At 44.8% G+C, this 1,016-nt stretch carries 1 protein-coding gene; it reads right to left on the bottom strand.

The window, feature by feature from the left end:
- Positions 1-174 precede the first annotated feature (174 nt).
- Positions 175-1,016, bottom strand: an 842-nt coding sequence (gene rsmI, locus R7M72_RS26175; RefSeq protein WP_318056602.1) for a 16S rRNA (cytidine(1402)-2'-O)-methyltransferase, incomplete at its 5' end; no start/stop codon positions are given.

The raw sequence follows: 1,016 nt of genomic DNA, 5'->3' as shown, positions 1-1,016 counted from the left end.
TCAGCTCCGAGGGCGGATTGTATAGAGTTCTCACTTCAGAGTCTAGTTAGATCACAGATATGATGAAATGAATGCACCGAGTGATGAGTTTTTAGTCAAAACGCAAAAGGTAAACAATAAAAAAGGGTCGATGCTTTCACATCAACCCTTTGCAATATTCAATCTAAACAGCCCTTAATCTAAGTTTTCTAAACCCCATTTGTATAGAGCGTTCTTCTTCAGATTGTGGATTTCTGCCACCAACGCTGCCGCTTTCTTCAAAGGCAGTTCTTTCGTCAGAATACCCAAAGTACGCAAAGCCTCATCGGGCAATGCCTCATCCGATGTTTCACGATGACCATGGATCAAAAGCACCATTTCACCACGTTGCTGGTTATCGTCACTTTTCACCCACTCAATGAGTTCACCCAAAGGCATGCCTTGGATGGTTTCAAATGTTTTAGTGAGTTCTCTTGCTAGAACGACTTCTCGCTCAGGGCCAAGAACGTCTAACATATCTTGTAACGAGTCTAAAATTCGGTGTGGTGACTCGTAAAAAATGCATGTGCGCTCTACCGATGCGATCTCTAAGAATTTATCTTTACGACCTTTACTTTTGGGCGGTAGAAAGCCTTCAAAACTAAAGCGATCTGACGGCAACCCCGACGCGCTTAACGCAGTGATAACTGCACACGCACCAGGAAGAGGCACAACTCTTACGCCCGCTTGACGACATTTTGTCACCAGATGGTATCCTGGATCGCTGATTAGTGGTGTACCAGCGTCAGACACTAAGGCGATAGACTGACCTGACAATAGCTTTTCGACCAAAACCTGTGCTTTTTGTTGCTCATTGTGATCATGCAACGCAAAAGTTTTGGTTTGGATATTGAAGTGAGACAGTAATTTACCCGTATGTCGGGTATCCTCTGCAGCGATGATGTCCACGTTCGACAGAACTTCGATAGCACGTTGGGTGATATCCGCTAAATTTCCGATTGGAGTCGGTACGATATAGAGAGTTGGCCCCTCATTCG

Origin of the sequence: Vibrio sp. YT-18, assembly GCF_033337345.1 — a bacterium.
GTDB lineage: Bacteria > Pseudomonadota > Gammaproteobacteria > Enterobacterales > Vibrionaceae > Vibrio > Vibrio alginolyticus.
The sequence above is the reverse complement of the archived record's forward strand: the minus strand, read 5'-3'. Positions and strand labels throughout refer to the sequence as shown.